This window comes from Arsukibacterium sp. (assembly GCF_036735525.1).
Classification (GTDB): Bacteria; Pseudomonadota; Gammaproteobacteria; order Enterobacterales; family Alteromonadaceae; genus Alishewanella.
On the sequence record NZ_DAINOE010000039.1, the window covers coordinates 21085 to 32206 of the forward strand.

General features: G+C 48.9%; 8 protein-coding genes. 6 read left to right on the forward strand and 2 right to left on the reverse strand.

The window, feature by feature from the left end:
• Positions 1–46 precede the first annotated feature (46 nt).
• Positions 47–1699: a 4Fe-4S dicluster domain-containing protein gene (locus tag V7D78_RS09495; RefSeq protein ID WP_442886521.1), complete on the forward strand. Its 1653-nt coding sequence runs from the start codon at positions 47–49 to the stop codon at positions 1697–1699.
• Positions 1700–1702: 3 nt separating this feature from the next.
• Here V7D78_RS09495 and V7D78_RS09500 read toward each other — a convergent pair whose 3' ends face one another.
• Positions 1703–4696, reverse strand: a complete 2994-nt coding sequence (locus V7D78_RS09500; protein WP_333608210.1) for a diguanylate cyclase — start codon at positions 4694–4696, stop codon at positions 1703–1705.
• 33 nt (positions 4697–4729) lie between these two features.
• A complete protein-coding gene (locus V7D78_RS09505) occupies positions 4730–5692 on the reverse strand; it encodes an aldo/keto reductase (protein ID WP_333608211.1) in 963 nt (320 codons plus the stop codon).
• A 105-nt stretch (positions 5693–5797) separates the two neighbouring features.
• Here V7D78_RS09505 and rluF point away from each other — a divergent pair, with 105 nt between their 5' ends.
• From rluF to phnE, 5 genes are all read left to right on the forward strand, one after another.
• Positions 5798–6556: a 23S rRNA pseudouridine(2604) synthase RluF gene (gene rluF, locus V7D78_RS09510; protein ID WP_333608212.1), complete on the forward strand. Its 759-nt coding sequence runs from the start codon at positions 5798–5800 to the stop codon at positions 6554–6556.
• Between the two features lie 4 nt (positions 6557–6560).
• A complete protein-coding gene (locus tag V7D78_RS09515) occupies positions 6561–7988 on the forward strand; it encodes an SLC13 family permease (RefSeq protein ID WP_333608213.1) in 1428 nt (475 codons plus the stop codon).
• Between the two features lie 149 nt (positions 7989–8137).
• Positions 8138–9061 (forward strand): phosphate/phosphite/phosphonate ABC transporter substrate-binding protein, encoded by a 924-nt coding sequence (locus V7D78_RS09520; RefSeq protein WP_333608214.1) that lies wholly within the window; start codon positions 8138–8140, stop codon positions 9059–9061.
• 9 nt (positions 9062–9070) lie between these two features.
• Positions 9071–9835, forward strand: a complete 765-nt coding sequence (gene phnC / locus V7D78_RS09525) for a phosphonate ABC transporter ATP-binding protein (RefSeq protein ID WP_333608215.1) — start codon at positions 9071–9073, stop codon at positions 9833–9835.
• Positions 9835–10977 (forward strand): phosphonate ABC transporter, permease protein PhnE, encoded by a 1143-nt coding sequence (phnE, locus tag V7D78_RS09530; RefSeq protein ID WP_333608216.1) that lies wholly within the window; start codon positions 9835–9837, stop codon positions 10975–10977. The genes phnC and phnE overlap by 1 nt, the downstream gene beginning before the upstream one ends.
• Positions 10978–11122: the final 145 nt, after the last annotated feature.

An 11122-nucleotide genomic window follows, 5' to 3' on the forward strand; every position in this document is an offset into this window, starting at 1 on the left:
GATAATTGCAGTGAATAGTGTAAATAATAACATCCATGAGGTGCGCATGTTGGAAAGAGAAGCAATGGAATATGACGTTGTCATAGTGGGCGCTGGTCCAGCAGGGTTATCAGCCGCCATCCGCTTAATGCAACAGGCACAACAACATCAGCAGACGCTCAGTGTCTGTGTGGTAGAAAAAGGCTCTGAAGTTGGCGCCCATATTTTATCTGGTGCGGTGTTTGAGCCGCGTGCCTTAAACGAATTACTGCCCGATTGGCAAAATCTGGGCGCCCCGCTTAACACCGCCGTGACCCACGATGATATCTACTTATTTAAGGATGCACAAAGCGCCCGCAAGTTGCCCGGCTTTGCTGTGCCGAAAACCATGCATAACAGTGGTAACTATATTATCTCAGCTGCCAACTTATGCCGTTGGTTAGCCGAGCAGGCCGAAGCTCTGGGTGTCGATATTTTTCCAGGTTTTGCAGCCAGCGAGACCATTATTGAAGATAACGTAGTACGCGGCATTTTGATTGGCGATATGGGCCTTGACCGCGATGGTCAACCTAAAGACAGCTTTACCCCGGGCATGGAACTTAAAGCCAAATACACGTTATTTGCCGAAGGTTGCCGTGGTCATCTGGGCAAACAGCTAATTAAACACTTTGCTTTGGACGAGCAATCGTCACCGCAGCACTATGCCATTGGTTTTAAAGAGATCTGGGATGTGCCGGCAGAGCAACATCACGCCGGCTTAGTGGTGCATTCAGCCGGCTGGCCCTTAGCTGATGAAGCCTCAGGCGGCGGGTATTTGTATCATGCTGAAGGCCAGCAAATTTTGGTTGGCCTGATCATTGACTTGAATTACAGCAACCCCTACTTGAACCCCTTTGAAGAATTTCAACGCTACAAGCAGCATCCTATCATTAAGCAATACCTGAAAAATGGCAAAAGGGTCAGTTACGGCGCCCGGGCTATCGCTAAAGGTGGCTTTAATAGCTTGCCAAAGATGAGCTTTAATGGTGGCTTGTTAATTGGTTGCGATGCCGGCACACTGAATTTTGCCAAGATTAAAGGCAACCATACCGCGATGAAATCAGGCATGATAGCTGCCGATGTGGTAGCAGCGGCTCTGCGCAGTGATGCAGCAGGTGGACAGGATTTAACACAATTTGCCAGCGCCTTTAAACAAAGCTGGTTGTATGACGAGCTGTATCGCTCAAGGAATTTTGGTCCGGCCATGCATAAGTTTGGTACCTTCTGGGGCGGTGCCTTCAATACATTGGATCAAAACCTGTTTGCCGGTAAACTGCCATTCACCTTGAAAGATGACACTCAAGATTACGCGCAGTTAAAACTGGCCGCTGACTGTCAGCCAATAGCTTATACTAAACCCGATAACCAATTTAGCTTCGATCGCTTGTCTTCTGTGTATTTATCCAATACCAATCATGAAGAGGAGCAGCCCTGCCACCTGAAGCTTAGCGATGCGAGCATCCCGATACAGGTCAACCTGGCAAAATATGCCGAGCCGGCGCAGCGTTATTGCCCGGCGGGTGTCTATGAAATTGTGCAGGACGACGGCAGTGAACCGCGGCTGCAAATAAATGCCCAAAACTGCATTCATTGTAAAACCTGTGATATTAAAGATCCTAGCCAGAATATTACCTGGGTCACCCCTGAGGGCGGCGGCGGTCCCAACTACCCTAATATGTAGCCCTTAGCCAGTGGTGGCGGTGAAGGCAGCCGCCAATCGACTGGCCAGAGGTTCACTGGCCTGATAATCAAGGGTTGGCAATTGTAACAATGCCAGCCCTTGCTGTTTTAATATTTCTGCAGCTTGAGCGCCATCAATAGGCGTTATTTTCAACCATCCATTTTTTCCATGTTGTTTTACCAGGTACAAGGCTTTATCCGCCAGCGCCAGGCTTTGTGCCCAGCTCCAGCCAGGTAGAGGATGTTCCACCACGCCAGCGGAGATACTGATGTTAAACGGCAGCGAGTCCAAACCTTGCCATTGCTCAGCTAATATTGCCTGCTGCAATCTGGGTAAAAAGCTGCTGCTTTGCTCTGTGGGCTCCTGGATCACCAGAAACTCTTCACCACCCCAGCGAATAACATGGTCTGACTGGCGGGTCAGTCGCTTTAACAAGGCTGCCATTTGTTTCAATAACTCATCACCTTGCTGGTGACCCAATAAATCATTAACCTGCTTAAAGTTATCTAAATCTAGTAAGATACACTGTAAAGGCCTGCCATGGCGCTGTGCGCCAGCTAACACTGCCTTTAACACTTGCTGTAAATAATGCCGGTTATTTAGCCCGGTTAGTGCATCAGTTATACTAAGCTGTTGTAATTGTTCATTTAATGCCGCCAATTGTTGATTAGCTTTATCCAATTCATGCGTGCGTCTGGCCACCATCATTTCCAACTGCGCCTGCTGACGGGCCATCCTTTGCAAGCGATAGCGGTAAAGAAAATAGACAACAGAAAACAAACCAAGCAATAAAGCCAGATACAGCCAGTAACTTTCATGCCAAAGCGCCGGTATTTTCAGCTGCTGCACACTTAACGCGCTCCACTGCTGCTCACCTTGTATTCTTACCTGCAACTCAAAACGGTATGCTCCGGCGGGGATATTGGTATAAAAAGCCTCGCGCCGATCCGTCACTTCTGTCCAGTCTCGATCATATCCTGCCAAACGATAACGAAAGACCAGCGATTGCGGCCGGTAAAAAATGGGCGAGCTAAAGGTAAAATGCAAATCCCGTTGGCCTTTAGGCAAATTGACACTGGCAGAACGGTAATAATGATTGCCTGCTTTAAGGTTTTCAATAATGGCGACTGCCACCTTGGGTTTTGTGGCTAACTCAGTGGCATTGACCGCCACCACCCCATCAAGAGTAGGTAAATACAAGTTAGCGCCCAGCAGCAAGCCTTTACTGTTACCAGCGCCATTACAGCAACGAAAGCCATCTCGTCCGGCTTCGGCAGCAAAATCATCAATAATGATCCGACTATCCAATGGCGCGCCATCCAGTGCTGTTATATTAATGCTGTAAACACCATTAAAATTGGATACCAGTAATCGGTCGGCTACCTGAGTAGCAAAAATCACATCGGCAGCGGGCAAACCTTCATCCATGGTTAACCAGCGCCAACCCGGGCCCTGTTGCACTGCTATGCCACCTTGTAATGCCCCCAAGAGCATGCGGCCATCAGCCAATTGACTGATAAAAGATATATAATGTCGCTGTACTTGTGGGTCTGCCACCCTATGCAGTTGCCCCTGCTCAATGTAAAAAGCGCCGTCAGGTGTGCCGATCCATAATCGATCATCGCTATCAACAAACAACATCCGTATTCTTTGGTTGCTAATGCCCAGCGGTTCATTCATCAGCTGTGGTACTGTCTCCCCCGGTAGAAGGCGGAATAAGCCGGCAAAAGTGGCTATCCAGATACTGCCATCTGCCGTTTGCGCTACGCCATTTATTTGTAAGTGGTCAAGCTGACTAAAGCGTTGCACTTCTTGAAAATCCGCGGATATTTTATTTAAACCACGGCGAGTACCGGCCCAAATCGCCTGATCTTTATCAATAAACAAGCTATACACCACCGGGTGAGATAAAGTGGTGCTATCTATCACCTGCAAAAAGGACTTGCCATCAAAACGGGCCAGCCCCTGATTGTAGCCCACCAATAGTTGTTGCTGGTGTTCGGCCAGCGCCCAGACAAAAGGATCAGTTAAACCTGCAGCTACGCTGAATTGCGAGGTGGCATCCGCGCGCAGCCTTAATAAGCCATGGGATTTACTGCCAAACCAGATATAGCCTTCCTGGCTGTTAAAGGCACTGACTAACCAGGGAAAGTCGCCGCTACTATCACGTACTTTGCGGCTTACCAGACGCCCCTGCTCAAAAAGCAGTATTTGCTGATAAGTCGCCACCCACAAACGTTGCTGATCTTGATGTAGCAGTAACACCTCATCATCCAGCGTAATGCCGTCCAGCTCTGCTTTGAGTAGTCTTTGGCCATCAAAGATAAACAACCCCTGAGGTGTGGCGGCCAGCAAACCCTCGTCGGTGGCCAGTAAACGGGTCATTACCTGACCACTATCAGCACTATGATAACGCTCCTGATAGTGCCCATCCCGCCAATACGCCAGATATCCCGGGCCACCAATCCACAAAGCTTCACCGTCAACCAATAACGCATTCACCGGTTTATCCGACAACGCGACCTGTTGTAATTGTTCATGCTGCCACAGGTATAAGCGATCGGCGCCGATAAACACCCGGTCACCGGGTAATTCCGCTAAGGCTTCTACCGCGCCCAGACTTCGCCCTGCCAAAGTAATTTCAGCAAAATCCAGCTGTTGACCACGAAGCAACTTATCTGAGCTACCCACCCAGACACTGCCATCGGAACTTACCAGTAAGCTGCGCAGCAAGGGGTTACTAAATAACGGCGATCTGCGGCCATCAAATACGTCAAAACGCTCACCATCAAAGCGCGCCAGCCCTCCTTCGGTGGCCAGCCACAGATAACCATCCGCATCCTGGGCGATATCCAGCACTGAGGTTTGTGGCAAGCCTTGTTGCGGACTCCACAAACGTTGATGATAGCCAGCAAATACCTCTGCCTGCAGCAGGAAACTACAGAGCAATAGACTAATAGCTGCTATGGCTGAGAAGGTCGCAAGAAGCTTAGTCAACAGGGCGTTTCCTCATTTAAACAGCTGAGCCTGTTAAGGCAAAGGCCTGCCACGGCTACTGACATAAAGTTGATACCAATGCTCTCGACTCAAATTCAGCTGCTCAGCCTGAGCGCAAGCGGCAATTCTAGCGGGATTACTGCTACCAATCACTGGTTGAATCGCCGCCGGATGGCGCAGTAACCATGCCAGTACTATCGACTCCGGGCTGCATTGGTAGCTGGCAGCCAGTTGTTTAACCAATTCAGCGGTGACCTGCTGCTGTGCATTACGTGGGCTGGCACCACTAAACACTCCTTGTGCCAGTGGCGCCCAGCTTTGCAGTTGTATGCCCTGCTGCTGACAATACTCCAGGGTACCATAACCATAATGGCTACCCCGCCGCTCGGGGTTACCCAGTAATACCCCTTCATCCAGCCAATCCAGCTCGGCCAGATTTAAAGGCAACTGATTGACCAGCAAGGGCTGACTCAACGAGTGTTGCAATAATTGCAGTTGTGCCCAGCCCATGTTAGACACACCAAAATGCCGCACCTTGCCACTGCTGTGTAAGTGCTCAAACACCGCGGCCACTTCATCCGCTTGCATTAACGGATCGGGGCGATGTAACAATAATAAATCGAGGTACTCAGTATTAAGCCGGCGCAGGCTTTGCTCAACTGAGGCTAGAATATACTCAGCAGAAAAATCATAACGCCCCACCTGCTCGTTATCGGCAAAACGTATCGCACATTTTGATTGCAGATAAATTTGCTCACGCAGTTCTGGCTGTGCCGCCAAAATGCGGCCAAATACCTGCTCAGCCTTACCAAAGGTGTAAATGTCTGCATGATCAAACAGATTAATGCCTGCCTGCAACGCTGCTTCAACTGCAGCAAAGGCATGCTGCTCATCCTGAGCCGTCAGTGGCGACTGATCCCAGCCCCCACCTAATCCCATACAACCAAATGCCAGACGACTGACATCGGGTAACGCCCTAGCTAATGGCAACGCCATATTGATCCCTCAACAGCTGAAAAGGCTATAGTACCGTCTAAGACTTGCTGCTGCCAAGTACAAGCCCTAAACTAGCCACATCTGAATAGTCATTATTAGCCTTTTATGAGCACAGCAGCAGTATTTCGATTAAATAAGTTTATCAGTGATACCGGATTTTGTTCACGCCGTCAGGCCGATCAGTTCATTGAACAAGGCAAAGTGACCGTCAATGGGGTCATCGCCACTGTAGGTGTTAAAGTGAGCAACAGTGATACCGTATTGATTGATGGCAAGCCACTGAATGCCAAACCGCAGCGGGTTTATCTGGCTTACCATAAACCGGTCGGCATCACCTGCACCACCGAGCGACATATTAAAGGCAATATTATTGATGCCATTAATTACCCACAGCGCATTTTCCCGATTGGACGCTTAGATAAGCCCTCAGAAGGGCTGATTTTTTTAACGAATGACGGCGATATGGTTAATAAGGTGCTGCGTGCTGGCAATGCCCACGAAAAAGAGTACACGGTGACGGTAAATAAGCCCATTACAGAGTATTTTATTAAAAAAATGGCCAGCGGCATTCCTATTCTGGATACGGTTACCTTGCCTTGTAAGGTAACGCAACTATCAAAAAACAGCTTTAAAATTATTTTAACGCAGGGGCTTAACCGGCAAATCCGCCGTATGACCGAATATCTGGGCTTTGAAGTCACCAAACTTAAACGCACCCGTATTATGCACATCCGCCTGGCAGAGCTTAAAGCAGGTCAATGGCGCTTATTAGATAAATACGAGCTCAGTGAGCTGGAGCAGTTGGTACAGGACTCCAGTAAAACGGCGGAGCAAACCACACATCCGCACGATCACGAGGAGTAAAGTGATGAGCCTTCAGGCCAGATATCTCGTGCCTTTACTGGCCGGCCCCTTATTGTTTTTGTTGGTAGTGCTTAATGATCCCTTATTTAGCGGTATGTCGCCTTCCGCCTGGCTACTTAGCGGCTTGACAGCCTGGATGGCGATTTGGTGGATAAGTGAAAGTGTGCCTATCCCGGTGACTTCTTTGTTGCCCATTATAGTAGTGCCCTTATTGGGGCTGGATAGCATCGGTAACATCACTGCGCCTTATGCCGATCCGCTGATATTTTTGTTTTTAGGCGGCTTTATGCTGTCTATTGCCATGGAACGCTGGAACCTGCATAAGCGTATCGCGCTGTTAACCATGCTGATGGTCGGCACTAAACCCGGGCAGCAAATTGCCGGCATTATGCTGGTGACCGCCTTTTTATCAATGTGGATGTCGAATACCGCTACCGCAGTGATGATGCTGCCAATTGCGTTATCTATTATTGCTATGCAAGAGAGCAGCGATGACCGCTTTGCCAAAGCCATGCTGTTGTCCATAGCTTACGCCGCCAGCATTGGCGGTGTGGCCACCTTAATTGGTACCCCGCCCAATGCGCTATTGGCCGCTTACTTACGCAATCAGTATCAACTGGAAATTGGCTTTGCCGAATGGATGCTATTAGGTGTGCCAGTCGCCATAGTGATGTTAATGGCTTGCTGGTACTGGTTAACTCAGCTGCACTTCAGATTTAAAGTGGATGAAGTCAGTATCAGCCGCCAGCTGTACCGGGCAAAGCTGAATGCCCTGGGACCGATACAAAGGGCTGAAATCATCGTTTTAGCGGTATTTTTACTGGCGGCAACACTGTGGATTTTCAGAGTATGGCTGAGCAAACTGACAGCTTTACCATTAAACGACACCCTGACCGCGGTATTTTGTGCCAGTTTATTATTTATCATCCCAGTGAGCTTTCGCAGCGGTCAACGGGTATTAACCTGGGAAGATTGTAGCAAGTTGCCCTGGGGTATTTTAATATTGTTCGGCGGCGGCTTAACGCTAGCAGCACAAATTCAAAAATCAGGCCTTGCCGATTACATTGCACTGCAAGTAGGAGCACTGCCGGCCATTGACCTGGTACTACTGATTGTGATTGTCACGACCATCATTATCTTTTTAACCGAAATTACCAGTAACACCGCTACCGCAGCGGCTTTTTTACCCTTGCTTGGCCCGGTGGCAGTATCACTGAATACGCCGGCGTCTATGCTGGTGATCCCAGCAGCATTGGCGGCCAGTTGTGCCTTTATGATGCCTGTGGCTACCCCGCCCAATGCCATTGTGTTTAGCTCGGGTAAATTAAAAATAGCCGATATGGTCAAGGCTGGTTTGGTGCTGAACATCGTCGCTATTGGCGTCATTACCGCAGCAGTGCTACTGATAAGCCCCTATATTTTAGATTTTTAACCGCAGCGCTCTGCGCCGCCGTTCCTGGCCAGCTGGCTTAGAAATGTCCGTAACATGACAGAAAAATGACAGCCAGGTGACGGCGCTGTCACAATAACATCATATTAGCGCGTTATAAGGGTAGCGGACTTATAACAGGGTGCTAAGCCATGACCTTACACAAAAGTATATCTAGTATTTTATTAATGCCGCTGATGTCAGTGTTATTGCTGATAAGCGGCTGCCAGCCTGCCGGCGATTTAGGCAGTCGCGATAATCCGGTGCGGCTGTACTTTACCCCTTCCGTGGATGCTGACACCATTGCCAGCAATTCCCGTGAATTTATCCGCTTTTTAGAGCAGGAAACCGGTGATTACTATGTTACCGGTATCCCCACCAGCTATATCGCCGTAGTAGAAGCCTTTGGCTCGGGCCGCGCAGATATTGGCGCGATGAACTCTTTTGGCTATCTGATGGCGCATGAGCGGTATGGTGCCACCGCACACCTGAAGATGATCCGCCACGGCGTGGAGTATTATCAGGGGCAAATCGTGGTACGCGCCGATAGCGATATTCATACGCTGCAGGATTTACAGGGCAAACGCTTTGCCTTTACCGATCCGGCGTCTACCTCTGGCTATTTTTTCCCACTTAAAATGCTGCGCGATGCCGGTATCCGTTTAGGTAATGAAACCTTTGCCATGAAACATGATGGTGTCATTACCATGGTATATCAGGGCCAAGTTGATGCTGGCTCTACGTATTATTCTGCCCCAGCAGCAGATGGCACTATTCGTGATGCCAGACAACGGGTGCTCACCCAGTTTCCGGATGTCGAGCAGAGAGTACGAATACTGGCTATTACTGAAAAAATCCCTAATGACCCCTTTGTCTTTAGAAAAGACCTACCGGTAGACATCCGTGATCGTTTTATTGCTGCAGTAAAAAAGTTTTTATCCACCGAAGAAGGCCGTGATATTTTTCGCAATATCTACAGTGTTGAAGGCCTGGTAGATGCCACAGATGCCGACTATGACCCACTGCGGGAGATGATCCGCGCCATTGAACTTGATACCAATAGGTTACTGCTGTAGGAGGCGAAAATGAGTTTATTAGTTGCTGACAAAGTCAGCAAAACTTACCCCAATGGCACTCAGGCGTTAAAGGACGTGAGTTTTAGTGTGCAGCCCGGTGAGTTTTTAGTGGTGATTGGTTTATCCGGCTCAGGAAAATCCACCTTATTGCGCTGTATTAATCAGTTACACCCGATAAGCAGTGGCGCTATCCATTTTGAACAGCATCAGCTTAACCGCTTGCAGGGTAAGGCGTTACGGCAGCAACGCAGCCGTATTGGCATGATATTTCAACAGTTTAATCTTATCCCGCGTAAAACCGTGCTGACAAATGTGCTGGCCGGTGCGCTGGCCAGTACCTCTATCGTTAAATCTCTGCTAGGGCTTTATTCAGAGCAACAAAAACAGCAAGCGATGCGTTATCTGAGCATTGTTGGGCTGGAGCATAAAGCCCATGTCCGAGCTGATAATTTATCCGGCGGTCAGCAACAACGGGTGGCGATTGCGAGGGCGCTGATGCAACAGCCGAAAATTTTACTGGCCGATGAGCCTGTGGCCAGTCTTGATCCCTCTACCTCACACTCTGTAATGAAATATCTGCAAAAAATTAATCAGGAACTCGGTGTTACCGTAATTTGTAATCTGCACTTTTTATCTCTGGTGCGCACCTATGCCAGCAGAGTCATAGCGCTGAAAGATGGTGTCATGGTGTACGAAGGTGCCCCCACTGATATTGATGAGCAATGGTTTCACACCATTTACGGTGAAGACGCTGTCGAAGTGAGTATTAATTAATGGACAAACATCTGACTGAACAACACGCGGCTCTTAACAAAGATCAGAGTAAAGAGCAGAGCAAAGCCTCGGGCAAAGCACTAAGCCAACAGCAAAGTCTGCATGCGCAGATGCCGGTACAACGCTATCGGGCCAGCATTAAAGCCTGGTGTATAGATAGTTTGCTGTGGAGTTATAGCTTTTTAGTATTATATAAATTGATGTATCAGGGCTGGTATCTGAATTTGCGTCATGTCGATTTTAGCTGGTCTGAGCCACTTTGGTGCAGCCTGGCTGGCATAGTGGTAGCCAGTGGCCTTAGCTATAGCCGTTTATCCGTGGGTAAAGCCATGACCGGCCTTATTCAGTTTAACGAGGGGCAATCGCTGTTTCGCACCCAAGCTGTACGGCTAGGTTTAGTGTTTTTGTTGCTGAGCTTTTTGGCTGGGCTGCAGGTATCACAGGTCTCAATGCAGGAGTTTTTCTCAGACAGTGGCCTGGCCGGTGCCCAACGTATTTTCTCTGCCCTGTTAAGCCCCAACCTGGCTATTTTTGAAGATGCGCTGCTCGCGGCCATTGAAACGGTTTACATGGCGTTTATTGCCACCACGCTAGCCATTCCGGTCGCCTTTGTCCTGGCATTCTTTGCTGCCCGAAACTTAATGAAGCATTCGGCGCTGAGCTTTGCTATCTATGCCATTTTGCGTTTTTTAATGAACCTGACCCGCTCTATTGAGCCTCTGGTCTGGGCAATTATATTCTCAGTATGGGTAGGCATTGGTCCCTTCTCTGGCATGTTGGCGCTGTTTTTACACTCCGTCGCCTCGTTAACCAAACTGTATTCTGAGCAAATTGAAGCCATTTCAGATGGCCCGGTAGAGGCAATGACGGCCACTGGTGCGCATCCCATTCAGGTGATCTGGTATGGTGTGGTCCCGCAAATAGTCTTGCCATACTTGTCTTACACCATTTATCGCTGGGATATTAACGTGCGCATGGCGACGGTTATCGGCTTAGTCGGCGGTGGCGGTATTGGTACTATGCTGATGCAATATCAGGGGCTGGCCCGTTGGAATGAAGTGGGTACGCTGGTGATTATGATAGCCGCCATTGTCTGGACCATGGACTATGCTTCAGCCAAAATCCGCGCACACTTAAAGTAAGCAGGTGTCGCCAGCGCTTTAGAGAATCAAAGCGCCAAATTCGTGGGGTAACAAAACAAAAAAGCCGCTTATTAAGCGGCTTTTTTGTTTAATTTGGAGCGAGTAACGAGGTTCGAACTCGTGACCTCGACCTTGGCAAGGTCGC